Raw genomic sequence first — 22,296 nt, 5'->3', positions numbered from 1 at the left:
GCAGGGTCTGCCGCAGTGGTGACATGGCGCCGATTGGACACGCCCGCGCGTCGGCGGGGAGGAGAGCGGCTCAGGCGAGCCAGGCGCGCATGCGGCGCTCGCAGTCGGCGATCAGGGGGATCTCGACGTACTCGTCCTTGGTGTGGGCCAGCGTCGGCTCGCCGGGGCCGTAGTTGACCGCGGGCACTCCGAGGGCGGCGAACCGGGACACGTCCGTCCAGCCCAGCTTGGCGCGGACGGCGGCACCGGAGGCCTCGGCGAACGCGGCGGCGGCCGGATGGGTGAGCCCGGGACGGGCGGCGGGGGCCGCGTCGACGATGGCCACCTCGAACCCGGCGAAGACCTCCCGGACGTAGTCCTCGGCCTCGTCCAGGGACTTGTCGGGCGCGAACCGGTAGTTGACGGTGACCACGCACTCGTCGGGAATGACGTTCCCGGCCACGCCGCCCCGGATGAACACCGCGTTGAGGCCCTCGTGGTACTCCAGGCCGTCCACGACGGGACGCGCCGGCTCGTAGCCGCGCAGCACGTCCAGGATCCGGCCGGCGGTGTGGATCGCGTTGGACCCCATCCAGGCGCGGGCGCTGTGGGCGCGCTCGCCGGTGGCGGTGACCTCGGCGCGCAGCGTGCCCTGGCAGCCGCCCTCGATCAGCCCCCCGGTCGGCTCCATCAGCACCGCGAAGTCGCCGGCGAGCAGCTCGGGCCGGGTCTCCACGAGCCGCTTGAGGCCGTTGCGGTCGGCCTCGACCTCCTCGCACTCGTAGAAGACGTAGGTGATGTCACGGCTCGGCCCGGTCAGCGCGGCGGCCAGCTTCAGCGCCACCGCGACCCCGCTCTTCATGTCGGTGGTGCCGCAGCCGTAGAGCCGGTCCCCCCGCACGCTGGAGGGCAGGTTGCCGTTCAGCGGGACGGTGTCGAGATGGCCGGCGAGGATGACGCGCTCGGCGCGTCCCAGGTCGGTGCGCGCGACGAGGGTGTCGCCGTCGCGCACCACGGTCAGGTGCGGCAGGGCCTCCAGGGCCTCCTCCACCGCGTCGGCGAGGGCCTTCTCCGCCCCGCTCACCGACTCGATGTCGACGATCGCCGCCGTCAGGTCCACCACGTCCGAGCCGAGATCAAGCCGCATCCCCCAACCCTATGCCCCGCCGATGCCCCGGCACGGACCCCGGAAGTTCCGCGGAACCCTGGAGTTCTGCGGCGCCGGTCACAGAACCGGGCCGCGGCCGGGGTGACACTGGCCTGGTCGACCAGGCCCCGCGGAGAGACCGGTGAGACCATGGCGCCCTGGCACGCGCGACGCGAGGTGCGGATCTCGTTCTCGGCCCTGCTGCGCATCAGGGACGACGACCGGCACGTGCTGCTGCACTCGCCGAGCCGCCCCGGCTCGTTCAACCCGCCCGGCGGCGTCTACAAGTGCTTCGGGCCCGCGGCGGCGGTGCTGGAGGGGCTGGGGTTCCGGGCGGACCGGGCCGATCCGCTCGCCGACGACATGCGTTCCGACCTGAGGGGCTTCCTGCCCGCCTCGGCGCTGCCCGGCTTCCGGCGCTGGTTCGCCTGCGGCGCGTACCGGGAGAGCCCCGCCGAGTGCCTGCGCCGCGAGCTGGCCGAGGAACTGGCCGAGTCGGGGGTGCCGCACCTGGTGCCCGACGCGTCCCGGATCGCCTTCCGCCACCTGCGCAGCGTCGACGACGGCCCGCACCCGGTGCCCGGCAAGCCGTTCCGGCAGCTGCGCAGGTTCGAGGTGTACGAGCCGGTCGTGACCGGCGCCGAGGCCACCCGGCTGTGCCGGTCGCTGGCCGAGGCCGCCGCGGACCCCGCGGTTCCCGCGGTCATCTGCGCCACGCCCGCGCAGATCCTGCACGGCCGGAGCGGCACCGCGCTGATCGGCGGGCACGCCGCCTACCTGATCGGCGACCGGCGCGCCCACCCTGAACTGCCCATGGTGCGGTGAGCCGGCCATGCGTCCGGACACCCCTCCCCTGCGCCCCCACCGGACCCTGGCCACGGCGGCCCTGACCACGGTGCGCGGCCGGTCACGCAGGCCCCGGCCCGTCCGGCTGTCCGCCGCGGCGCTGGCCGTCCCCCTGGTCCATGCCCTCCCGCCCGGCCCGGACGGGGGGAGCCTCGCCGGCGCCTGGTTCGCGTTCGACCTGGCGCCCCCACCGGGCCGGGCGCGGTACGCGGGCGTGTTCCTGCGGGTGTGCTTCGACGACCCGCGCGTGACCGTCGCCGGCCTCGCGGCGCACGGGGAACGGCTCGGCATCGCCTACGACGGGAACGGCACGCCCCGGGCCCTGACGGAGGCGGCCGGGGCGGCCCTCGACGCGGCCCGCGCGTGCCCCGGCCTGCCGGAACGGCTGTGCCGCCGGGCCTCCGCGGAGGAGACGTACGCGAACGGCGCCGGCCTGCTCTTCGGCGACGTCACCGGCCGCACCGGGGCGGAGGGGCCGGGCGCGGGCGGGTACGCCGTCCACGCGATCGTCCGGGTCCCGCCCGGCCTGGCGCGGCTCACCGGCACGCTGCGGGTCGACGCGGCGGTGACCCGCCGGGGCCGGGTCGAGCACGCCCACGGCCGCGACCCCGTGCCGTTCGCCGTGCCCCTGCCCGCCGGGCGCCCGCCGGACAGGACCGCCGCCCCCGCCCCGGCCGAGGCCGGCGCCCGCCCCGCCGCGGAGCACTCCGGGGCCGTGCCGGAACGGGACTCGGGCGTACGGCTGTGCTTCGCCACCGACATCGAGCGGTTCAGCCGGTTCCGCACCCCCGAGGCGGCCCGCGCGCAGCGGCGTTTCGTCGACCTGCTCGCCGACGCCCGGCGGCACGCGGGCGTACCGGCCACCGATCCGCAGCCTTCGGGCGACGGGCAGTTCGAGGTGTTCCCCGCGGCCCTCGACGAGTCGGTGCTGATCCCCCGGCTGGTCGAGGGCCTGTGGGAGGCGCTGGCCCGCACCAACGCGGACCTGAGCGCGCACGCCCGGCTGCGCGTCCGCGCGGCGCTGCACCGCGGTCACGTCCGGCGGGGCGTCAACGGGTGGATCGGCGAGTCGGCGATCGCCGTCCACCGCCTGCTGGACTCCGCCCGGCTGCGCCGCGCCCTGGCCGACCACCCGGAGGCCGATCTGGCCCTGATCGTGTCCGACATCCTCTACCGCGACGTCATCGTCCACGGGTACGGGCGGCTGGCCCCCGAGGCGTTCCGGCGGGTACGGGTCCGCCTGCCCGACAAGGGCTTCGAGGAAGAGGGCTGGATCTACGTGCCGAAGCCCGCCTAGGCTCTGTTTCCAAGTCCCGGCCCACGGCGCTCGCCTGGCGGCTCGCGCCTAACCGGGCCTGTGCGAGCGCGGCATCGCTTCGCGATCTGCCAGGTGAGGCTCGCCTCCGGCATCGCCCCACCTGGCAGCCAACGCGCTCGCGCTGTGGCTGAGGCTACTTCGAGACACGCCCTAGTGCTCAGATCCGGGTCGGGGACTGCCACTTCACCTGCGACAGCAGCCGGCGCGCCGCGGAACGGAGATCGTCGTTGCTCCGGTAGGAGGCCTCGTGGTCGGCCAGGTCGGTGGTCATGTTGGGCCGGTCCGACTCGTGCCAGAGCGCGAGGATCGGTTTCTCCAGCGCCTTGGCGTAACCCGCCTCGATGTTCAGGCCCACCCGCTTGGACCCCGCGCTGGTGGTGAGGTCGAGCAGGACGGCGTCGGCCCCGGCGATCCGCTCGAACGCCACCTTGAGGATCTGTCTCATCGAGACTTCACCGATCCGCCAGTCCTGCTCGTCCCGGATATGCGCGAACGTGCGCAGACCAGCGTCCCGCGCTCCCAGCGTGATCAGTTCGAGCCGCTCCCGCAAAGCACCGAGATGCTCGCCCTCCAGGGCGTAGCAAACGAATACGTACCCGGTCATCGAGCCCTCTCGAACGCATAGTGAGCCAGCACCAGACCTGCCCTCTTCTCCACTTCCGGGACATCGAATTTGAGCCGTCCGAGAAGGATCAGCCCCAGCAGCGAGTAGTAGGTGGCCGGCGACCCGAGCAACCTTATCTCCTCAGGCAGCGCCCCGTACTCGAACAACTCCAGCTGCCGGGTGTCCCCGCGGTGCCGGCGGATCCGGGGCCGCCGGGCGCCGTACAGGATCGACTCCTCCAGGCTCACCAGAGTGGGAATGTCGAACCGGTCCGCGACGAACCGGGACTTCAGATCCGCGTAAAGATAGGCGATGTCGTAGAGCGCGGGAAAGCGGGCCCGCATCCTGCCGTAGTCGATGATGCCGAACCCGTCACCGCCGAGCAGGACGTTTCCGGCGTGCAGATCCCCATGGACCGGGGACATCACGAACGAATAGTGCTCGCGCCGGAGGAACTCGTCGGTCCGTCCCGCCGGATCGCCGACGCGCGCGCCGTCCACCCACAGGAACCGGCCGCGCCGGGTCACGCCGAGCCGCGGCAGCAGCGAGTCGTAGAAATCCCTGCGGGTGGAGGCGACCCGCCCGTCGATCCGCAGCCGGCGGCCCGGCGTCACCTCGTTCAGCAGGATCTCGTCCGCGCCGGTCAGGACCAGGTCGATCTTCGCGCGGTCGTCGCACCGGTAGGCGCGGGCGACCCGCCGCCCCAGATCGACCTCGGCGATGTCCACCTCCGCGCTCAGCCGCTCCTCCGCCGCGGACCCGGCACCACCGGCGATCACCTCGCCGTCCGGCTCGTAGCGGGAGACCTCCACGCGGTACTCCGCGGGGAGGAACTCGTTGACGTACGGGCGCAGGCTCTCGGCGTCGACCCGGGACCCGTGCTTGTACAGCACCTCGTGCAGGTGCGCCACCAGCAGCCGGTCCAGCCGCTCCCGCGCGAGCTCCAGGTCGTCCTGGACGGGCCGGAACAGCGCCGAGACGTCGTCGATCCGCTCCTGCCGCCTGATGCCGAGGTAGTGCTGGGCGTCCTGGTAGACGATGCCGGCCACCCCGCCGACGGACACGCCGCCCCGCTTGATCGTCATGAAGGCGGCCGTCCCGCGGTTCCGCACCAGCCTCTCGTAGTTGTCCTGCTCCTGGTGGAGCTCGTGCTCCTGGCCCACCTTCAGGATGGACACGTTGGACACCCGCAGCTCGTCGTGCTCCTCGTGCTCGCGCACCTCCAGGACGGTGGCGCCGGACTTGCCGCCTCCGAACTCGCGGTAGAGCACGATCCTGGCGGCCTTCTCGCCCTGGAACAGCTGCCGGGCGATCCGCTCGATCCGCGGCCGCTCGGAGAACGAGATGGAGCTGATGTTCCAGTGCCAGGTGATCCGCACGTCGTCGTCGCCGTCGTCCAGCGAGTACGGGATCAGCGCCCGCGCCCCGGCCAGCAGCTTGGTGAGCGCCATCTCCCGCTCGGTCTCCGACCGGTGCACCCGGTTGAGCCCGTTCTTCACCCGCTCCGGGGCCGGGTCGAAGATGTGCCGCATGAACGCCTGGAGCCACTCGCTGCGCCGCCCGGGAAGGTCGCGTAACGAGGAGAGCTTGTGCAGGACGAAGTCCTCGTTGTCGTTGACGTCGATGTAGCTGTGCACGCTGTCGGTGCGGTCCATGCCCGCCTCCATGAAGAGGTCGGGGAAGTTCTCGAACGTCTCGAACGGGATGTCGACGCCCAGCGCGCGCAGGACCTCGTCGAAGCACTCGGCGATCACCCGGTGCTTCTCGCCGCAGACCAGCCGGTCCGGGTTCAGCTGCTCGACGGCGGCCAGGCATTTGGCGACGAACTGGATGTTGGGCGAGGCCCACGGCCGGTTCTGCTCGTCGATGAGCCGCCGGACAGCCGGGGCGCCCTGGTCGTAGAGGGCGGAGTAGCGGTCCTGGATCTCCTTCAGCCGCTCCTGCGTCAGGTCCAGCTCGCGGGTGCTGAGGATCTGCAGCCGCGGCCGGTCGAACCCCAGGTAGTTGCGGTAGAAGCCCTTGGTCAGCTCGATCTCCTCGCCGAGCCGGATCCGGATGGTCTTGTTGCGTTTCTCGTGCTCGTCGTACGGGATGAGCAGGAGGATGACGTTGTCGCCCTCCACGAGGATCCGGTAGAGGTGGTTGAGCATCCTCAGATGTCCCAGATGGAACATCAGGCGCGGGCGCGCGTGCAGCAGGTGGGTCTGGGGCCGGTTCCGTGACCGGCCGGACGGCTCGTTCATCTCAGACGACGGGTTCTCCGATTTCGCCGTAGAAGGCATTGATGAGTGCATGGACGTCCTCCGGGTCGACCAGCGAATAGCGGGATCCGGCGCCCCAGGCGTGCTTCCTGAAATAGTCCTGGTCGACCTCGAAGTCGGCGTAGTCGAGCATCTCCTCCTCCGTACGGCCCTCGGCCAGCAGCCGCGTCCACAGGGCCGACCCCGGCATCGGCTTGAACATGAACACGCGCGGCCGGAAGTGGGCGACGCCCCCGGCCAGGCCGGTGTCGTGCAGGCGCCGGGCGAGGCCGAGGGTCGCCTCCATCTCCGCGCGCGACTCGCCGGGGAAGCCGATGATGAAGTAGCCCTTCGCGGAGATCCGGTGCCGCGCCAGCATCCCGACGATCCGGAAGAGGTCCTGGTCCTTGCTGAGCTTGCCCATCGCGCGCCGCGTCTCGAAGGAGGCCGACTCGATCCCGAAGGACAGCCGGACGACGCCCGCGCGGCGCGCCCGTGCGATCGTCTCCTCGGGCAGGCCGCGGAGGAACTGCAGGGGTAAGTTGATCTCCCAGCGCAGCGCGATCCCGTCCCGTTCGAGCAGGCCGAGGAACTCCTCCAGCTGCGCCCGCCCGTTGAACGGCAGGTCGTCGACGATCTGCACGCCCTCGATCCCGTACCCGGCCACCAGGTGCCGTAGCTCCCCGCGGACCGACTCCGGCGACCGCCGCCGGTAGGTCGTGCCGTTGCTGCGGCAGCTCCCGGCGCAGAACCGGCAGGCGAAGACGCAGCCGCGGCTGATGGAGACGTCCATCCACCGGAGACCGTCCCGCCGGTACGGCTCGGTGTCCAGCAGCGTCCGGTCCGGCACCGGCAGGCCGTCCAGGTCGAGCGGCGCGTCCGGCCCGCTCGCCACGACGCCGCCGAGCGCGTCGCGGAAGTAGACGCCGGGAACGGCCAGCGGATGGACGTCCCGCAGGATGTCCACGATCTTCTCCTCGCCGTCCCCGCGCACCAGGATCCCCGCCCGCGTGAGCCGCTTCCCGAAATGCGCGGGCGGCATGGACGACACGTGCGGGCCACCGGCGATCACCGTGATGTGCGGCGCCACCAGGTCAGTGATCTTCTCGACGATGGCGAAGTTCACCGAGAACGCGTTGAACCCGGCGAACCTCGGGCCACGGGCGTTGATCTCCCGCGCGATCTCGGCCGGTGTCAGCTGCCGCTCCTCGGCGTCCAGGACGCTCACCTCGAACCCCGCCTCGCGGGCGGCGGTGGCCACGTACAGCAGCCCCACCGGAGTGGAGTACGACGAGGTGTACCGGGGATAGCGCGAGTAGTCGTGGATGGGGCTGTTGACCAGCACCAGATCCGGCATCGGCGACCACCCCCACGGCGGTGTGCTGCGCGTTCGCCCGACGCTACCCCGGCCCGCCCCGGCCCGTCCGTGTCGGATGACGCAGAAGCCCCGGGGAACGCCGAAGGCCCGCGACCGGAGCCGCGGGCCTCCGGGAGATGTCAGGTGTTGATGCCGTGGTCGCGCAGGATGTCGTTCAGCTCGGCCTTGTTGTGCCGCTGCCCTTCTTCCAGGCGCTTGAGGATCAGCACCGCGGGCAGGCCGTACGTGCCGCCCTTGAACTCCTTGGTCCGGGTGCCGCCGACGGCCACGCACCAGTCGGGGATCCGGCCGCGGCTGATCTCCTCGCCCGTCTCCACGTCGATGACCGGCATCGACGCCGACAGGTTGGTGCCGGAGCCGACCACCGCGCCGCGGCCCACCCGGGCCCCCTCGACGATCATCGAACGGCTGCCGATCATGGCCTCGTCCTCGATCACCACCGGCACCGCGTTCGGCGGCTCCAGCACGCCGCCGATGCCCACGCCGCCCGACAGGTGGACGTTCTTGCCGATCTGCGCGCAGGAGCCTACGGTCGCCCAGGTGTCGACCATGGTGCCGGAGTCGACGTACGCGCCGATGTTGGTGAACGAGGGCATCAGCACCACGCCGGGGGCCAGGTAGGCGCCCCACCGGGCGATCGCGCCGGGCACCACGCGGACGCCGTCCAGCCGGCTCTTCAGCGGGATGCGGTCGTGGTACTGGAAGTCGCCCACCTGGGACCGCACCATGCCCAGCACCTTGAAGCTCATCAGGATCGCCCGCTTGGCGCGCTCGTCCACGACGATCCCGTCGCTCGCGGGGTCGATGAGGGCCACCCGGGCCTCGCCGGAGTCGATCTGGTCGACGGCCGCGACGATCGCGGCGCGGGCGTCGGCGTCGTCCGGCGTCAGCTCGGCCCGCCGCTCCCACAGCTCGTCGATGGTCGCGGAGATCGGGCTGGTGAACGTTTCGGTCATGGACCCTGAGCTTAGTAGGGCCCATCTCCCGGTACGGTCGTCGCGTGGCTGCTTGGTCGAGGTTGAGTGCGCGGGTCCGCCGGGGTTCCGCGGACGGTCGGCGCCGCCGGTGGCGCTGGACCGGCGTGGCACTGGTCGTCGTGGTCGGGCTGAGCGTCGGCGGGTACGCGCTTTTCCACCGCGCCCGCCCCTATCTGCACGGCTCCAACTGCGAGCTGCGCACCACCCAGGGCAAGATGCCGCTGAGCCTGGAGCAGGCCGCGAACGCCTCCACCATCGCCGCGGTGGCGTTCCGCAAGCAGCTCCCCGAACGGGCCGCGGTGATCGCGTACGCGACCGCGATCCAGGAGTCGGACATCCGCAACCTGGCCGGCGGCGACCGCGACTCGGTCGGGATGTTCCAGCAGCGCCCCTCCCAGGGCTGGGGCAGCCCGGACAAACTGCGCGACCCCGTCCAGTCCACCAGCAAGTTCTTCGACGCCCTGGTCAAGGTGAAGGGCTACCTGGACCGCGACCTGCACGACGCGGCCCAGCGCGTCCAGCGCAGCGCCGACGGCAGCGCCTACGCCCAGCACGAGCCGGACGGCAAGCTGCTCGCCCGGGCCTTCACCGGCCGCGAACCGGCCGCGGTGCGCTGCTGGTACCCCCCGAACAAGCAGACGCCCCCGCGCCGGGCCGAGGCCCTCCGCGAGATGCGCCGTTCGTTCGGCGGACGCCTCCAGGTGGACGGCCCGCAAGCCACCGTCCGCAAATCCGAAACCCCGGTGACCGGCGCCTCCCCGCGCGCGGCGTCCCCCGCGCCCTCCGCGCCCTCCGCGCCCGCCGCCGCGCAGCCGCCCTCCCACCGCCCGTCCCCCCGCGCCTACGACGCGCTCAAGGTGACCAACCCGCGCACCGGCTGGGCCGTGGCGTCCTGGGCGGTCACCCACGCCCAGGTGTACGGCCTGAGCGAGGTCCGGCACGCCAAGCGCCGCTGGACCGCCGACGCCGGCCACGACGGCTGGACCACCGACGCCCACGCCCCCGCCGACCGCGTCATCATCAAGTGAGCCCTGGATCACCCAGTGACCCCTGGCCCGCCGGGCGGGTCAGGAGTTGTCGACGGCGGGCGTATAAGAGGCCACGAGCCGCTTGGGGGCCGACAGCCGCCAGCCTTCCGTAACCAGTTCGACGAGTTCGTCCCGGTCGACCCCGGCCAGCCGGATCGACACCCAGCCGAACCGCCCGGACGTCCAGGACGCGGTGAACACCTCCGGGTCCTCGGCCACCAGCGCGGCCTGCTCCTCGCGCGTGGCCTTCACCATGACGGACGCCTCCGCCTCGTCGAGGTAGCAGAACCCCTTGCCCTGCACACGGAACCCGGTCGTCGACGCATGCCCGTCGCGCTGCTCCACCTCCGGCAACCCGAGCACGATCTCCAGGAACTCCTCCACGCCCATGGAAGGGGTTCTACCAGCCCACTCCGACACTCCGCCGGACGCGTGTCCCAGCCGCCCTTACAGGCGGACCTCGCCGCCCTTCATCCGCGCCGGCAGGCGCGCGAACGCCTCACGCCATCGCGGCCTACACGAGGGAGACGAGAATCGGGTATCCGTCCCACCGGCACCGGCCAAGGCAAGATCGTCTGACCTCTGACGCCCATCTGATTTCAGCGGCCGGAGAGGCCCAGGCCTGGACGTTGTAAGGCTGGCCCCGCGCGAAGCCGGAATGTCCGGCCGGATTTTCCGGCCGCGATGACCCGTCGAGGTGGCCATGCCCCGGCCGCCGGGGAGCCGGGCAACATCAACAAGGTTCACCGGGCCGAGGGCGCACGTTGACTTGCGGCGAGTTGCTGCCTCGGGGTGCGCCCGACCCAGCAACTCGCCGCAAGTCAACGGGACGGGAGGGGGCACCCCGCTGGGTGTACGAGGGGCGAGTGCGTCGCGCCCAGCAGCCAGGCGATCAGGCAATCAGGCACTACAGGCCAAGTTCCCCACGCTTCACCCGGACCAGCAGCCCCGCGAACGCCGCCTGGTCGAATTCCAAGCGATCACCTTCCGGATCCTTGGAGTCCCGCACCCACACCCCACCATTGATCTGCGCAAGCTCGACACACAAGTCGTCGTTCCCGCCGCCGCTGTGAGAACTCTTCCGCCACTCGATCACTCGTATCTCCTTAGGATCTCCTTGATCAGGGCCTTCGAGTCCTCACGAGGGAGGGCAAGTGCCCCAATCTCGTCGAAACGCACTTCAAGGATGGCAGATTCGTCCCCGGCATCGATCAACCTGCCGGCAAGCTGCGCCACGGCATACGAGACTCCCTTGCCGCCGACTGTCGTCACCTGGAAGTGGCCGTCGTGCCCTGGATGCCATCCCGCAGTTCGTGGCACGACGCGCACACACACGCGATCGACTTCTGCCAACTCCAGGAGAAAACGCATCTGACCTGCCATGACGCCGTGATCACCGACAACGTTTTCCAGCACCTCTTGATCGAGAAGAAGCCACAGGTAGGGCGGGTTCCTGCGTTTGAGCACCCCCTGGCGCTTCATGCGCGACTTGGCCTCGCTCTCAGCGTCGGCCGTACGCCCCGCAGCCTTCACGATCGCCTGAGCATAGGCCTCCGTCTGCGCCAGCACGGGCACGCTCTTCCCGTGATACATCTTGATCACTTCTGCTGCCGCCTCGTACTGAACGTACTGCTTGCGCCAATCCGGATTGTGCCCCTTGGTCGCGTACATGTACAGCCTCTCGAAGTGGCCTCCGGTGTCCCACGCTCGATCCAAGTGCTTGAGGTGCGTATCACGAGGGCGCAGCCGTCCTGCCTCCCAGTTGGATACGGTCGCGCGAGTCACATGAACGATCTTTGCCGTCTGGGCCAGTGAGAGACCTCGCTGAGTGCGGTAAAACCACAGGTCAAAGGCCAGCCAGGCCCACAGCGAAGAGTTCGGGTCGATGGATTCGCGGACGCTCATCGCTCCCCCAGGTATGTATCCGGCGACGACCAATCCACTTCACGTTACCGTGCGAACACCCAGAGTGAGAGAACGTTCCTCAACTCTCAGGACGGCTCTCATGAACGATCAAGAACGGACCACCAGCACGTCGAGTAACGCGGAAATCCGCCTGACCCTACTGGCCGAACCGTCCTCGGTCGTCCTGGCGCGTGAACTGGTCCGCTACGCCCTCACGGCCTGGAACTTCCAAGGGGATCTTGTCCACGACTCGATGCTCGTGATGAGCGAGATCGTCACCAACGCGGTCGCCGCTGCAAGAGGCAGTCAGATCCGCCTCCGCTGCGCCCTTCAGAATCAGGCGCTGCTTCTGGAGTGCTGGGACCCCTGCCCCGCACTCCCCATTTCCCGCGTCACCACCACAACCGACGAGAACGGCCGCGGCCTGACCATCATCGCCGCCTGCGCAAAGGAGGTCGGCATCCGCCCAGCCGCCACGGGCCAAGGAAAGATCATCTGGGCCCTCATGCCCATCTGACCATCAGACCCGCACCCGCCCTGTCAGCGAATCCTCCATAACCCTTCTTCAGTTGGCCGATGGCCAGACACTTCCGCCGAACTGCCTTTCCCTGCCCTGCGCCTACGACCAACGCTCGAAGCAGCGATTCTTACCTGCGAAATTGCAGTCTCTGCCCGGCACGAAAAAGCTTCACGGCAGTGCGACACCCACCTTCACTGGCTGCTGATCTCCGCGCTCTTCTCGACCATCGTCGCCATGGTCACCGGAATGCTCAGCCGCGCCGCCGGGCTGGGAGTGCCCGAGTCGTTCCTCGCCGGCGGCGCGGCCTTCGGCCTGTGCATGGCGTTGTGCGTCGCCGTCCTGCAGGCCGCGCAGAATCGGTGAGCTCAGACGCCGAGGGAGCGGCCGATGATCTCCTTCATGATCTCGGTGGTGCCGCCGAAGATGGTCTGGATGCGCACGTCCTGGTACGCCTTGGCGATCGGGTACTCGGTCATGTAGCCGTAGCCGCCGTGCAGCTGGACGCACCGGTCGACGACCCGCTTGAGCAGCTCGGTGTTCCAGTACTTGAGCATCGCGGCCTCTTCGGCGCTCAGCTCGCCCCGGCTCTCCTTGGCGATGCAGTCGTCGGTGAACGCGCGGGTGACGGTCAGCTCGGTCTTCATCTCGGCCAGCGTGAACCGGTTGTGCTGGAACTTGCCGATCGGGCGGCCGAACGCCTCGCGGGTCTTGCAGTACTCCAGGGTCTGCTCGAACGCGGTCTCGGCGCCGGCCTGGGCGGTGACGCCGATGGACAGCCGCTCGCGGGCCAGGTTCTGCATCAGGTAGATGAAGCCCATGCCCTCCTCGCCGAGGAGGTTGGCCTTGGGGACGCGCACGTTGTCGAAGAACAGCTCGGCGGTGTCCTGGGCGTGCATGCCGACCTTGTCGAGGTTGCGGCCGCGCTCGAAGCCCTCCATGCCGCGCTCGACGACCAGGAGGCTGACGCCCTTGGCGCCGGCGGACGGGTCGGTCTTGGCGACCACGATCACCAGGTCGGAGAGGATGCCGTTGGAGATGAAGGTCTTGGAGCCGTTCAGGACGTAGTCGTCGCCGTCCTTGACGGCGGTGGTCTTGATGCCCTGGAGGTCGGACCCGGCGGCGGGCTCGGTCATCGCGATGCCGGTGATGATCTCGCCGGAGCAGTAGCCGGGCAGCCAGCGCCGCTTCTGCTCCTCGTTGCACAGCTTCAGCAGGTAGGACCCGTTGATGTCGTTGTGCACCGAGAAGCCGGGACCGCTCACGTTCGCCCGGGCGAACTCCTCGTTCATGACCACGTAGTAGCGGTAGTCGCTCTGGCCGCCGCCCCCGTACTCCTCGGGCACCTCGATGCCGAGCAGCCCCTGCCGGCCCGCGGCCAGCCAGACGTCGCGGGACACGATGCCGTCCCGCTCCCACTGCTCGTGGTACGGGGCGATCTCCTTCTCGATGAAGGACCGCACCATGTCGCGGAACGCCTCGTGCTCCTCGGTGAAGATCTCGCGCGCCATTCGCCGGGCTCCCTGAGTAAGTAAGTCCTGATACATGCTTAATGTAACACTGGTGCTGTCACATCTTTCGGGCACGTCACAGCGAGGGGGCCCCATGGCAGCGGCCGAGCGGATGACGGTCGACGAGCTGGCCGGGCGTGCCGGGCTCACGGTGCGGACGGTGCGGTTCTACACCGCCCGCGGCCTGCTCCCCCCGCCCCGGCTGCGCGGCCGTACCGGGCTGTACGGGCCCGCCCACCTGGCCCGGCTGGAGCTCGTACGGGAACTCCAGGCGCTCGGCCTCACGCTGGCGGCGATCGAGCGCCACCTGGAACGGATCCCGGCCGGCGCCTCCCCCGAGGACCTGGCCCTCCAGCGCGCCCTGCTGTCCCCGTGGGCGCCTGAGGAGGCCGAGGACCTCGACCGGCACGAGCTGGACCGCCGGGTGGGCCGCCGTCTCGACGACGAGGCGGTGATGAAGCTGGCGGCGCTCGGGGTGGTCGAGGAGAACGGGGACGGCGGCGTCCGGGTGATCAGCCCGGCCCTGCTGGGCATGGCCGCGGAGCTGTCGGCCATGCCGCTGGACGCCCTGGTGGCCGCGCACGAGTCGATCGAACGGCACACCACCGAGCTGGCCGAGGAGCTCCAGCGGGTCTTCCAGGACACGGTGGTGCGCCCCTACCGGGAACGCGGCCGGCCGCCCGAGGAGCGCGAGCGGCTGCTGGAGCTGGCCGTCAAGCTCAAGCCGCTGATGCTCCAGTCGCTGGTCGGGTCGTTCCAGCGCGCCGTGGACCGGGCGATCCGCAGGTCGGTGCCAGGGGATGAGGGTGCGCGTTGACTTGCGGCGAGTTGTCGCCTTGACGGCGGTGGAGGGAGCAACTTGCCGCAAGTCAACGTGCGGGCGTGTGCAAGGCGGCGGTCAGGCGTCCTTCCACTCCTCGTTCTCGTACTCGACGAGCCTCGGGTGGACGAGGGTGTTGGCCTGGACGTCGCGGTGGCGGAGGTCCTTGCCGAAGACGGCGGCGGAGCGCAGCACGTCGGCGTCCAGGAAGCGCAGCCCGGCGGGAACGGACGGGGCCAGCTCCAGCTTGGGGGGCGGGCCGGGCTCGGGTGTGGCGAGCACGTAGCCCCAGTCGCCGAAGCTGGGCACGTCCACGTGGTACGGGACGGTGGCCATCCCCGCCTCGCGGATGGTCTTCTCGATGCACCAGAACGACCGGGGGGCGAAGTAGGGGGAGCCGGACTGGACGACCATCCGGCCGCCCGGCGCCAGGGCCCGCTTGACCAGCCCGTAGAACTCCACCGAGTACAGCTTGGCGGTGGCGACGTCGTCCGGGTCGGGCATGTCCACGATGATCGAGTCGTAGCGCCGCGCGGCCGTGCGGAGCCAGGAGAACGCGTCGGCGTTGACCGTCGTGACCCGGGGGTCGTCGAAGGCGTGCCGGTTGAGGCCGGCGATCTCCCGGTGGGTACGGGCCAGTTCGGTCATCGCGGGATCCAGCTCGACCAGGGTGGCGCTGCGCACGTCCGGGTAGCGCAGGACCTCGCGCAGCGCCAGGCCGTCCCCGCCGCCGAGGACGAGCACGTCGCCGCGCGCTCCCGCCATCGCGGGGTGGACCAGGGCCTCGTGGTAGCGGTACTCGTCGACGGACGAGAACTGCAGGTCGCCGTTCAGGAAGAGCCTCAGGTCGGGGCGGCCCGACAGCGCGACCTTCCTGGTGAGCACGATCTCCTGGTACGGGGTCCGCTCGGCGAGGGCGATGGGGTCCCGGTAGAGCGCCTGGCGGGCGGAGATCTCGAAGCCGTCGGCCAGGGCGTAGGTGCCGCCGAGCACGGCCAGCACGGCCGCCATGCCCGCCCACAGCGCGATCCTGGCGCGGCGGCCGATCTGGTGGCGGAACAGCCACAGCACCACCGCGATCCCGGCGACCGCGTTCACCGCGCCGACCAGCAGCGCGCCCTTGATGTGCCCGAACAGCGGCAGCAGGAAGAACGGGAAGGCCAAACCGCCGATCAGGGCCCCCACGTAGTCGGCGGCGAACAGGTCGGCGACGGCGCTGCCCGCGTCCTGCCGCCTGATCCGCTGGAGCAGGGTCATCAGCAGCGGGATCTCCGCGCCGATCAGCGAGCCCACCCCGAACGCCACCACGACCAGGGCGGGGACGTACAGGTCCAGCCACGCGAACGCGGCGTACAGGATGAGGACCGACAGGCCGCCCAGCAACGCGAGGAGGCCCTCCACCAGGGCGAACGCGGCGACGGGGTGGCGTTGCAGCGGCTTGGCCGCCAGCGAGCCGATCCCCATCGCGAAGACCATCACCGACAGGACGATCGACGCCTGGGTGACGGAGTTGCCGACCAGGTAGCTGCCGAGCGCGACCAGGGCCAGTTCGTACACCAGGCCGCAGGCGGCGCAGGTGAAGACGGCCGCGAGCACGAGGGAGCGGGCGGCGCGCGCCGGGAGCCGCAGCGGTTCCTGCGCGCGCCCGCCGGCCTCGTGCCCGGCGGCCTCACGCCCGCCGTCCCCCCGCTCGGTGGCCTCCCGCTCGGTGGCCTCCCGCTCGGTGGCCTCCCGCTCGGTGGCCTCCCGCTCGGTGGCCTCCCGCTCGGTGGCCTCCCGCTCGGTGGCCTCCCGCTCGGTGGCCTCCCGCTCGGTGGGCTCCCGCTCGGCGGCGGTCACCGCCGGCGGCGGGCTCTCTGCCATGAGGGACCTCCCCCGGTACGGTCCCGAGCCGTGCTCAGGAGATGGCGGCGGCCACGATCGCGGCGGTGCCCAGGTCGGCGGCGCCGACCACCCAGCAGGACGGGTGCAGCTCCCGCGCGTCCACCACGGTCGCGCCGAGCTTGCCGGGCGTGAGGAGGTCGAGCATGTAGAACGCGACGGTCATCAGCACGATCCCCAGCACACCGTAGGTCATCGTGCTCAGCAGCCCGGCGCCCAGGTCGTCCTCGCTGCTCAGGATGGCCGTGGTGACGATGATCCCGACGCCCAGCAGCTTGGCGGCCAGCACCAGCGCGGCGCCCCGGTTGCGGTCGGTCCAGATCTGCTGCCCCAGGTTGCCCGGCGTGGTCACCTCCACCACCAGGTAGCCCAGGGCCATCAGCCCGATGCCCACCGCGCCGTAGGCGAGCGCCGCGCCGCTCTCCTGGAGGATGTCGTTGATCATGAGCTGCTGCTCCTCCGGTTCCGTACGGCGGCGATGCCGATCCAGGCCACCCCGCCCGCGATCAGGGCGATCCCGATTCCCACGAAGATGTTGCGTCCGGTGTTCGACGCGGAGAGGCGGTCGCCGGCCGGCGGCGCCTGCTGGGCGGCGGGCGCCGGGACCGGCGGGGCCAGCCCCTTCTCGGCCACGAGCATCGGCATGCCGCCGATCGCGTCCGCGAGGCGGGCGATCGGATGGTCGCCGTGGATCCCGTCCGAGTCGCTCTGCGCGAGCATCCGCTTGAACTCGTCGTCCGCGCCCGAGCTCAGCCGGAAGCTGCTGTCGAAGTCGAACGACCCGTACGTCCACTCCTGGTCCGATGAGGAGTAGAAGTAGTCGGCCGTCAGCACCACCCACCGCGGGCATTGCGCGGGCACCTGGCGCGGGTCGACGCCCACGCCGAGGTTCGAGCCGTACTCGACGCCGGGGTCGTCCAGGTCCCGCAGTTCCCGTTCGATCTCGATCCGCTTGAGCTGCTCCAGCGGGTCGGACTCGGTGGGCCGCGGCGTGGCCCGGGTCGTACGCGGCACGGGACGGGTGGTGCGCGGCACGGGACGGCCGGTGGCCTCCGGCGAGCGCGGGCCGGTCGCCGTGCCGCGCGGCGCCGGCGTCACGCCCGGCCGCGGCGTCCTCGGCGCGGTGGTGGCCGCGACCGGCGTGGACGGTGCCGGGACGGGCGTCTCAGGACGGAAGGTGCCGCTGTAGGACGGGATCACCTTCGGGATCGTGCGGTAGCGGCCGGAGTCGACCACCCATCCGTAGCACACGCCCTGGGCCTTGGCGGCGGTGGAGAGCTGCTCGACCAGCCGCCCGGCGTCCCGGGGGCCGAAGACGGGCGCCGTCTCGACGCTCCTGTCGTCACCGTCGAAGACACCCTCGTCGTACATGCCCCACAGCACCGGCAGGACGAACACGAGCAGGAAGATCCCGACCAGGAACCCGCAGCCCGCCTTGGAGGAACCGCCGCCGGCCGCCTTCGGAGCCTGCGCGCCGCTCTTCTTCCCGCTCCCGGCCCCGCTCACTTGCCCTCCCCTGGTCCGCCGCCGCGGAAGGTCGAGGCCCGGCCGCCCGGGCCGCCCCAGTTACCGCCGACCCACGTGTGGTAGCGCGCGTAGCCGCGTTCAGGGGTGTCGAGGGTGATCCGGGAGCCGCGTCCCTCGGGGAGCACCCCGACGACCACGTTGCGGTAGCGCAGGAACACGCCGTTGGGCGTGTACACCCGCTCGCTCGTCCGGTACCGGTTGGCGATCTGCCCGGCGACCGCGAGCGGGGCGTGCGGGGAGCTGTAGGTGCCGGCCGAGACCCGGGTGTAGTTGTCGGTGATCCATCCGCGCGGTGAGGTCCGGCCGCCGAGCAGCGTGACCAGCAGGACCACCACCCCGAACGAGACGAGGATGATGGACCCGATCCAGGTGCCGGTCAGGTCGCGCCGGCCGCGCTTGCCGCTCACAGCGCCCTCACCAGCCGGCTCCGCGTCATGACGATCTCCCGGGTCTGGGGGTAGGCGTGCCAGGTCTGCCAGCCGGTCCACGGCGCGGACGGCGGGGCGGCGGGCCCGGCGGGGGGTGTGCGGACCTCGTCCGCCACGAACGGTTCGTACGGTTCGCCGTCGCGGGCCAGCGCCAGCGCGGTGATCGCGTACGGGGAGCCGGGGAAGGTCCCGGTCAGCGCGTCGGCGCGGCCGGCGAGCCGGTCGCGCAGCTCGGCCACGGCCCGGCGGAACGGCCCGTCGCCGTCGTGCGCCTCCGTGGCCGCGCTGAAGTCGTAGGCCCAGCCGCCCGCGTTCGCGCGCATCCGGCCGGGCACCGGCCGCGGGTCGCCGGGCAGGCAGGCCACGGTCTCGCTGAACGAGCCGGCGAACACCTGGTGGGAGGCGCCGAGCAGGCGCAGCTCCACGGCGGGGCCGCCGGGCCGGGCGGGCGGCACGGCCAGCACCGCCAGCGCGTCCAGCCTGGGCAGCCCGAGGGCGAACGACAGCGCGTCGGCGCGCGTGTCCGCGTAGGGGGTGTCGAGGGAGGCGAGCAAGGCGTTCAGCTTCCGGGGTAGATCGTCAGGGTGCCGTTGGGCACGCGCTCGCCGGTCCCGGCCTCCCAGGGGCCGCCGCCGAACCGTTCGAACGACAGGTACCGGCCGCCGGGGCCCTCGTAGTCGACGTACTCGACCCGGCCCTCGGTGCCGACGCCGGTGGTGCCCTCACCCGCGTAGTCGGCGGTGCCGTGCTCGTCGCGCCGGTACTCCACGCCGTCCAGCGTCAGGGTCCTGCGGTCCGGCCGCAGGTCGCCGACCTCCCGCTCGGTCCACCAGACGACCTCCAGGTCGGGGTCCTCCTCGACGGAGATCCAGACCTTGGTGCTCTCCCCCTGCGCGGGCGTGTCGGCGTCGAGCAGGTGCTCGCTCCAGGTGAACCCGCCCTCGCGCAGCCGCAGCGATCCGCGCACGAAGTACCGCGTGCCGAGGTACTCGACCATGTCGCCCGCCTTGAGCGCCCGGGGATCGCCGGCCACCTGGTCCTCGGGGGCGAACGGATCGCGCGGCGCGGCCGGGGCGGGCGCCTGCGCGGCGGCGGACGGACGGCGCCGGACCAGCAGCACGATGACGGCGATCAGAGCGCACAGGATGAGCGCCAGCAGGACGGAGATCACTCGCCCGTCCATGGGCACCTCCAGCGGAACATGGCAATTCGGGTGACGTTCGGCAACGCGCGGATCCTAACCGAGATCAGGAGGAAAAGACCATTCGCGTCTCGGACGTCACCCTTGTCACACCGGTTCCACGGTTTCACGGGAACCTTGTCCGGGCGCGCCGGGCCGCCACCCGGTCCGTACGGACCGTACGGGCCGTACGGGCCGGTGGACGGCGGATGCCCGCAGGAAGCGGGCCGGAAGCACGCCGGACGGGCCGGAGGGGCGGACGGGCCGGAGGGGCGGACGGGCCGGAGGGGCGGCTCAGAGCCGCTCGGCGGCGGCGGCCACGCGCTCGTCGGTCGCGGTGAAGGAGATCCGGACGTGGCGCCCGCCAGCCGGTCCGTAGAACTCGCCGGGGCCGACGATGATGCCCAGGTCGGCCAGATGCCCGACGGTGTCCCAGCACGGCTCGTCGCGGGTGGCCCACAGATACAGCGACGCCTCGGAGTGGTCGATCCGGAAGCCGTGGCGCTCGAACGCGGCGCGCAGGACCTCCCGCCGCCGGGCGTACCGGGCGCGCTGCTCGTCGACGTGCGCGTCGTCCTCGAAGGCCACCGTCATGGCGGCCTGGACCGGCGCCGGAACGATCATCCCGGCGTGCTTGCGGACCTCCAGCATCCGCTTCACCAGCACCGGGTCGCCCATGACGACCCCGGCACGGTAGCCGGCCATGTTGGAGCGCTTGGAAAGGGAGTTGACCGCCAGCAGGCCCTCGTGGGAGCCCTCGCAGACGTCCGGGTGCAGGACCGAGATCGGCGGGCGGGCGGGGTCCCAGCCGAACTCCAGGTAGCACTCGTCGCTGACCACGATCGCGCCGCGCTCGCGCGCCCAGGCGACCACCTTGCGCAGGTGCTCGGCGGGCAGCACCTTGCCGGTCGGGTTGGACGGCGAGTTGACCCACACGATCTTGGGCGTCACCGGCCCCAGCGCCAGCAGCCCGTCGGTGGCCACCGGCTCGGCCCCGGCCAGCCGGGCCCCCACGTCGTAGGTCGGGTAGGCCAGCTCCGGGAAGACCACCCGGTCACCCGGGCCCGCGCCCAGCAGGGTGGGCAGCCAGGCCACCAGTTCCTTGCTGCCGATCACGGGGAGCACGGCGTCCGGGTCGGCCCCGGCGACGCCCAGCCGGCGCCGCAGCCAGCCCGCGACCGCCTCGCGCAGCCGGGGCGTGCCGTACGTCGCCGGGTAGCCGGGCGCGTCGGCCGCCGCCGCCAGCGCGGCGCGCACGAACTCGGGGGTGGGGTCGACCGGGGTGCCGATCGACAGGTCGGCGACGCCGCCGGGGTGGCGGGCGGCGCGCTCCCGGTACGGCTGCACCCGGTCCCACGGGAAATCCGGCAGCGTGAACAAACCCACCCCTCCTCGACACAGCCCTCAGACAGCCCTAAGGCCGTGGCCTCCGACGTGAGAAGGCCACGGCCTCGAGGTTACGCAACCCTGGTGAGCGGGAAAAAGCCCACGCGCCCCGGAGGACCTTATTCGTCGTGCTCCTGCGGCGGCAGCGCGGCGACGATCGGGTGGTCCTTGTCGATCTTGCCCACCTTGGAGGCGCCGCCCGGCGAACCGAGGTCGTCGAAGAACTCCACGTTGACCTTGTAGAAGTCCTTCCACTGGTCGGGGACGTCATCCTCGTAATAGATGGCCTCGACCGGGCAAACCGGCTCGCACGCACCACAGTCGACGCACTCGTCCGGGTGAATGTAGAGCTGGCGCTTCCCCTCGTAGATGCAGTCGACCGGGCATTCCTCGATGCATGCCTTGTCGAGCAGGTCCACGCAGGGCTGCGCGATGACGTAGGTCACGTTCGTGACTCCTCTCGGGTTACCGGCCCCGCCGCACGTCACGGCTCACCGCACGCTCGCTGTGAATAGTATTGCCATCACGGCTCAGTCGACTCGACACGGGGGTCCTCAGATGTCCGGCCACTTCGCCGCGCGGCTGGTCGTGTCCATCACACCGGCCGACGTGGGTCAGCGGATCTCGCTGCGCCGCCGCCTGCCAACGGGAGAGTACAGCGACGTGGTGGGCGTGCTCGAATCGTGGTCGGACGGGCGGCTCCTGATCCGGCGGCGCACCGGTGAAGTGGCCGAAGTCGCCGAGCCGAGCATGGTCGCGGCCAAGGTCGTCCCGCCGCAGCCGCCGCCGCGCCGCCCCCGTACGGGCGGCTGAGCCCCGCCACGCCGTGTCCGGACGCCGTGTCCGGGCACTCTCTGTCCGGCCGGGCGTGGCGCGGAGTCTCCGCGAGGGTCAGAGCCAGGGCGAGCAGGCGCCCGCCAGGGGCGGCAGCAGCGCGAGAACGATCGGCGGCACCGTGCGGGGACGGATGCCCCGTGCCGTCCTGACCCGTACGCCCAGGGGCGCGTGCCGGTAGGCGGCCGCGAGGACCTGGAGCGTGTCCAGCCGTTCCGCGAAGGCGTGGTCGCGCGCCAGCGTCCGGTCCGCCGGCGCGGCGAGGGTGAGGGGCCTGCCGTCGCGGCGGAGCACGCGGATCAGGCGCCCGGAAGGAGTGCGGCGCACCTCGAACCCGGCGGTCCGATGCCAGGCCGTGCTGCGCGTGACCCCGAACCGCGTGTCGTGGATCCCCGCCGGCCCCACCCGGGTGGCGCTCCGGAGATCGAGCAGGACGAGGCCCGCCACCAGGGCGGGACCGCAGAACGGCAGGAGGGCCAGCGCCACGGCGGGTCCGTCCACCCCCATCCAGAGGGCGAACGAGCCGCTGGTCACGCCCAGGGCGGCGACCGTCCAGAGGCGGGCACGTTCGCGGCGGGTGACGCGGGGCGGCCGGAACTCCGCCGCCCGCGACTCCGCCGCCCGTGACCCGGGGGCCTGTGACTCGGGGGCCCGTGACTCGGGGGCCCGTGACCCGGGGGCCCGCGCGGCCTGATCCGGTGGCGCGGCGGCGGGCTCGCCGGGCGGGCCGGGGGCGGGCGTCAGGCCGGGCGCGGTGAACGCGAGGTGCTCCACGGATCCTCCAGATCGC

Annotated in this window: 25 protein-coding genes; 7 read left to right on the top strand and 18 right to left on the bottom strand. The window is 71.6% G+C overall.

The features are described 5' to 3' along the window. Positions 1–70 precede the first annotated feature (70 nt). Entirely contained in the window at positions 71–1,126 is a 1,056-nt protein-coding gene (dapE, locus tag IW256_RS07240) for a succinyl-diaminopimelate desuccinylase (RefSeq protein WP_197010216.1), read from the bottom strand. Positions 1,127–1,276: 150 nt separating this feature from the next. Here dapE and IW256_RS07235 point away from each other — a divergent pair, with 150 nt between their 5' ends. Together IW256_RS07235 and IW256_RS07230 are read left to right on the top strand one after the other, a co-directional pair. Then, entirely contained in the window at positions 1,277–1,951 is a 675-nt protein-coding gene (locus IW256_RS07235; protein WP_197010215.1) for an SMODS-associated NUDIX domain-containing protein, read from the top strand. Positions 1,952–1,958: 7 nt separating this feature from the next. After that, positions 1,959–3,269, top strand: a complete 1,311-nt coding sequence (locus IW256_RS07230; protein ID WP_197010214.1) for a hypothetical protein — start codon at positions 1,959–1,961, stop codon at positions 3,267–3,269. A gap of 178 nt (positions 3,270–3,447) precedes the next feature. On the opposite strand, the gene IW256_RS07225 is transcribed toward IW256_RS07230, so the two are convergent. The 4 genes from IW256_RS07225 to IW256_RS07210 all read right to left on the bottom strand — a co-directional run bounded on the left by IW256_RS07225 (position 3,448) and on the right by IW256_RS07210 (position 8,468). Continuing rightward, entirely contained in the window at positions 3,448–3,894 is a 447-nt protein-coding gene (locus tag IW256_RS07225; RefSeq protein WP_197010213.1) for a nucleoside 2-deoxyribosyltransferase, read from the bottom strand. Continuing rightward, complete coding sequence (locus tag IW256_RS07220) at positions 3,891–6,137, bottom strand: phosphotransferase (RefSeq protein WP_197010212.1); 2,247 nt, start codon at positions 6,135–6,137, stop codon at positions 3,891–3,893. The genes IW256_RS07225 and IW256_RS07220 overlap by 4 nt, the downstream gene beginning before the upstream one ends. Position 6,138: 1 nt before the next feature. Further along, positions 6,139–7,491, bottom strand: a complete 1,353-nt coding sequence (locus IW256_RS07215) for a B12-binding domain-containing radical SAM protein (RefSeq protein ID WP_197010211.1) — start codon at positions 7,489–7,491, stop codon at positions 6,139–6,141. Positions 7,492–7,631: 140 nt separating this feature from the next. Continuing rightward, positions 7,632–8,468 (bottom strand): 2,3,4,5-tetrahydropyridine-2,6-dicarboxylate N-succinyltransferase, encoded by an 837-nt coding sequence (locus IW256_RS07210; protein ID WP_197010210.1) that lies wholly within the window; start codon positions 8,466–8,468, stop codon positions 7,632–7,634. 125 nt (positions 8,469–8,593) lie between these two features. On the opposite strand from IW256_RS07210, the gene IW256_RS07205 reads away from it, so the two are divergent. Beyond that, the gene (locus IW256_RS07205) at positions 8,594–9,517 is read left to right on the top strand and encodes a hypothetical protein (RefSeq protein ID WP_307828772.1); all 924 of its coding nucleotides are present in this window, start codon (positions 8,594–8,596) and stop codon (positions 9,515–9,517) included. Positions 9,518–9,556: 39 nt separating this feature from the next. Here the strand turns inward: IW256_RS07205 and IW256_RS07200 are convergent, their stop codons facing one another. From IW256_RS07200 to IW256_RS07190, 3 genes are all read right to left on the bottom strand, one after another. Continuing rightward, a complete protein-coding gene (locus IW256_RS07200; RefSeq protein ID WP_197010209.1) occupies positions 9,557–9,907 on the bottom strand; it encodes an MmcQ/YjbR family DNA-binding protein in 351 nt (116 codons plus the stop codon). 517 nt (positions 9,908–10,424) lie between these two features. Next, entirely contained in the window at positions 10,425–10,613 is a 189-nt protein-coding gene (locus tag IW256_RS07195) for a DUF397 domain-containing protein (RefSeq protein ID WP_197010208.1), read from the bottom strand. Further along, entirely contained in the window at positions 10,610–11,422 is an 813-nt protein-coding gene (locus tag IW256_RS07190) for a helix-turn-helix domain-containing protein (protein ID WP_197010207.1), read from the bottom strand. Before IW256_RS07190 ends, IW256_RS07195 begins: the two co-directional genes overlap by 4 nt. A 100-nt stretch (positions 11,423–11,522) precedes the next feature. Between IW256_RS07190 and IW256_RS07185 the strand changes: the two genes are divergently transcribed. Then, complete coding sequence (locus tag IW256_RS07185; RefSeq protein WP_197010206.1) at positions 11,523–11,939, top strand: ATP-binding protein; 417 nt, start codon at positions 11,523–11,525, stop codon at positions 11,937–11,939. Positions 11,940–12,176: 237 nt separating this feature from the next. Continuing rightward, on the top strand, positions 12,177–12,305 hold the full coding sequence (locus IW256_RS42095; protein ID WP_269217916.1) for a hypothetical protein: 129 nt from the start codon (positions 12,177–12,179) through the stop codon (positions 12,303–12,305). 2 nt (positions 12,306–12,307) lie between these two features. On the opposite strand, the gene IW256_RS07180 is transcribed toward IW256_RS42095, so the two are convergent. After that, the gene (locus IW256_RS07180) at positions 12,308–13,450 is read right to left on the bottom strand and encodes an acyl-CoA dehydrogenase family protein (protein ID WP_197010205.1); all 1,143 of its coding nucleotides are present in this window, start codon (positions 13,448–13,450) and stop codon (positions 12,308–12,310) included. 94 nt (positions 13,451–13,544) lie between these two features. Here IW256_RS07180 and IW256_RS07175 point away from each other — a divergent pair, with 94 nt between their 5' ends. Continuing rightward, a complete protein-coding gene (locus IW256_RS07175; RefSeq protein WP_231403690.1) occupies positions 13,545–14,267 on the top strand; it encodes a MerR family transcriptional regulator in 723 nt (240 codons plus the stop codon). A gap of 81 nt (positions 14,268–14,348) precedes the next feature. On the opposite strand, the gene IW256_RS07170 is transcribed toward IW256_RS07175, so the two are convergent. The 8 genes from IW256_RS07170 to fdxA form a co-directional block, all read right to left on the bottom strand. Further along, positions 14,349–16,133: a polyamine aminopropyltransferase gene (locus tag IW256_RS07170; RefSeq protein WP_231403689.1), complete on the bottom strand. Its 1,785-nt coding sequence runs from the start codon at positions 16,131–16,133 to the stop codon at positions 14,349–14,351. Between the two features lie 34 nt (positions 16,134–16,167). Next, on the bottom strand, positions 16,168–16,596 hold the full coding sequence (locus IW256_RS07165; RefSeq protein ID WP_197010204.1) for a DUF350 domain-containing protein: 429 nt from the start codon (positions 16,594–16,596) through the stop codon (positions 16,168–16,170). Next, positions 16,593–17,657: a hypothetical protein gene (locus tag IW256_RS07160; RefSeq protein WP_197010203.1), complete on the bottom strand. Its 1,065-nt coding sequence runs from the start codon at positions 17,655–17,657 to the stop codon at positions 16,593–16,595. Before IW256_RS07160 ends, IW256_RS07165 begins: the two co-directional genes overlap by 4 nt. Continuing rightward, positions 17,654–18,085 (bottom strand): DUF4247 domain-containing protein, encoded by a 432-nt coding sequence (locus IW256_RS07155; protein ID WP_307828771.1) that lies wholly within the window; start codon positions 18,083–18,085, stop codon positions 17,654–17,656. The genes IW256_RS07160 and IW256_RS07155 overlap by 4 nt, the downstream gene beginning before the upstream one ends. Continuing rightward, positions 18,082–18,660: a DUF2617 family protein gene (locus IW256_RS07150; RefSeq protein ID WP_197010202.1), complete on the bottom strand. Its 579-nt coding sequence runs from the start codon at positions 18,658–18,660 to the stop codon at positions 18,082–18,084. The genes IW256_RS07155 and IW256_RS07150 overlap by 4 nt, the downstream gene beginning before the upstream one ends. A gap of 5 nt (positions 18,661–18,665) precedes the next feature. After that, complete coding sequence (locus IW256_RS07145; protein ID WP_197010201.1) at positions 18,666–19,289, bottom strand: DUF4178 domain-containing protein; 624 nt, start codon at positions 19,287–19,289, stop codon at positions 18,666–18,668. A gap of 291 nt (positions 19,290–19,580) precedes the next feature. Beyond that, on the bottom strand, positions 19,581–20,666 hold the full coding sequence (dapC, locus tag IW256_RS07140) for a succinyldiaminopimelate transaminase (RefSeq protein WP_197016146.1): 1,086 nt from the start codon (positions 20,664–20,666) through the stop codon (positions 19,581–19,583). Positions 20,667–20,791: 125 nt separating this feature from the next. Next, on the bottom strand, positions 20,792–21,118 hold the full coding sequence (gene fdxA, locus IW256_RS07135; protein ID WP_197010200.1) for a ferredoxin: 327 nt from the start codon (positions 21,116–21,118) through the stop codon (positions 20,792–20,794). A gap of 112 nt (positions 21,119–21,230) precedes the next feature. Here fdxA and IW256_RS07130 point away from each other — a divergent pair, with 112 nt between their 5' ends. Next, positions 21,231–21,485 carry a putative acetyltransferase gene (locus tag IW256_RS07130; RefSeq protein ID WP_197010199.1) on the top strand — a complete coding sequence of 85 codons (255 nt, stop codon included), beginning with the start codon at positions 21,231–21,233 and terminating at the stop codon, positions 21,483–21,485. A 78-nt stretch (positions 21,486–21,563) separates the two neighbouring features. On the opposite strand, the gene IW256_RS07125 is transcribed toward IW256_RS07130, so the two are convergent. Beyond that, positions 21,564–22,280, bottom strand: a complete 717-nt coding sequence (locus IW256_RS07125; protein WP_197010198.1) for a hypothetical protein — start codon at positions 22,278–22,280, stop codon at positions 21,564–21,566. Positions 22,281–22,296 lie beyond the last annotated feature (16 nt).

It is taken from the genome of Actinomadura viridis, assembly GCF_015751755.1.
Classification (GTDB): Bacteria; Actinomycetota; Actinomycetes; order Streptosporangiales; family Streptosporangiaceae; genus Spirillospora; species Spirillospora viridis.
Note: the sequence above shows the minus strand (reverse complement) of the source record. Positions and strands in the feature narration are given on the sequence as shown.

What these genes read in the sequence shown, in the direction of transcription:
- dapE (WP_197010216.1), bottom strand. Translation starts at nt 1,126, where the DNA reads ATGCGGCTTGATCTCGGCTCGGACGTGGTGGACCTGACGGCGGCGATC.
- IW256_RS07235 (WP_197010215.1), top strand. Translation starts at nt 1,277, where the DNA reads ATGGCGCCCTGGCACGCGCGACGCGAGGTGCGGATCTCGTTCTCGGCC.
- IW256_RS07230 (WP_197010214.1), top strand. Translation starts at nt 1,959, where the DNA reads ATGCGTCCGGACACCCCTCCCCTGCGCCCCCACCGGACCCTGGCCACG.
- IW256_RS07225 (WP_197010213.1), bottom strand. Translation starts at nt 3,894, where the DNA reads ATGACCGGGTACGTATTCGTTTGCTACGCCCTGGAGGGCGAGCATCTC.
- IW256_RS07220 (WP_197010212.1), bottom strand. Translation starts at nt 6,137, where the DNA reads ATGAACGAGCCGTCCGGCCGGTCACGGAACCGGCCCCAGACCCACCTG.
- IW256_RS07215 (WP_197010211.1), bottom strand. Translation starts at nt 7,491, where the DNA reads ATGCCGGATCTGGTGCTGGTCAACAGCCCCATCCACGACTACTCGCGC.
- IW256_RS07210 (WP_197010210.1), bottom strand. Translation starts at nt 8,468, where the DNA reads ATGACCGAAACGTTCACCAGCCCGATCTCCGCGACCATCGACGAGCTG.
- IW256_RS07200 (WP_197010209.1), bottom strand. Translation starts at nt 9,907, where the DNA reads ATGGGCGTGGAGGAGTTCCTGGAGATCGTGCTCGGGTTGCCGGAGGTG.
- IW256_RS07190 (WP_197010207.1), bottom strand. Translation starts at nt 11,422, where the DNA reads ATGAGCGTCCGCGAATCCATCGACCCGAACTCTTCGCTGTGGGCCTGG.
- IW256_RS07185 (WP_197010206.1), top strand. Translation starts at nt 11,523, where the DNA reads ATGAACGATCAAGAACGGACCACCAGCACGTCGAGTAACGCGGAAATC.
- IW256_RS42095 (WP_269217916.1), top strand. Translation starts at nt 12,177, where the DNA reads ATGGTCACCGGAATGCTCAGCCGCGCCGCCGGGCTGGGAGTGCCCGAG.
- IW256_RS07180 (WP_197010205.1), bottom strand. Translation starts at nt 13,450, where the DNA reads ATGGCGCGCGAGATCTTCACCGAGGAGCACGAGGCGTTCCGCGACATG.
- IW256_RS07175 (WP_231403690.1), top strand. Translation starts at nt 13,545, where the DNA reads ATGGCAGCGGCCGAGCGGATGACGGTCGACGAGCTGGCCGGGCGTGCC.
- IW256_RS07170 (WP_231403689.1), bottom strand. Translation starts at nt 16,133, where the DNA reads ATGGCAGAGAGCCCGCCGCCGGCGGTGACCGCCGCCGAGCGGGAGCCC.
- IW256_RS07165 (WP_197010204.1), bottom strand. Translation starts at nt 16,596, where the DNA reads ATGATCAACGACATCCTCCAGGAGAGCGGCGCGGCGCTCGCCTACGGC.
- IW256_RS07145 (WP_197010201.1), bottom strand. Translation starts at nt 19,289, where the DNA reads ATGGACGGGCGAGTGATCTCCGTCCTGCTGGCGCTCATCCTGTGCGCT.
- IW256_RS07130 (WP_197010199.1), top strand. Translation starts at nt 21,231, where the DNA reads ATGTCCGGCCACTTCGCCGCGCGGCTGGTCGTGTCCATCACACCGGCC.